Origin of the sequence: Staphylococcus sp. HMSC062A01 (assembly GCF_001836805.1) — a bacterium.
GTDB classification, from domain to species: Bacteria; Bacillota; Bacilli; order Staphylococcales; family Staphylococcaceae; genus Staphylococcus; species Staphylococcus haemolyticus.
Window position 1 is genome coordinate 38,345 of record NZ_KV830639.1, and the last position, 272, is coordinate 38,616.

The window sequence follows — 272 nt, forward strand, 5'->3', positions numbered from 1 at the left end:
CGTACCGGTTCGATTCCGGTCCTCGGCACCATCTTAAATAAAGCGCCCGTAGCTCAACTGGATAGAGCGTTTGACTACGGATCAAGAGGTTATGGGTTCGACTCCTATCGGGCGCGCCATTTAAATTTTATTTATTATTTAATTACATACGGGAAGTAGCTCAGCTTGGTAGAGCACTTGGTTTGGGACCAAGGGGTCGCAGGTTCGAATCCTGTCTTCCCGACTTCTTAAAAAAATTTGGGGGCTTAGCTCAGCTGGGAGAGCGCCTGCTT

The 272-nt window shown here is 48.5% G+C and carries 2 tRNA genes; both read left to right on the forward strand.

Features of this window, described 5'->3' with window-relative positions:
• Positions 1-42 precede the first annotated feature (42 nt).
• Positions 43-119: transfer RNA gene (locus HMPREF2715_RS09065), tRNA-Arg, on the forward strand.
• Positions 120-149: 30 nt separating this feature from the next.
• Positions 150-223 (forward strand) — tRNA-Pro (locus tag HMPREF2715_RS09070).
• Positions 224-272: the final 49 nt, after the last annotated feature.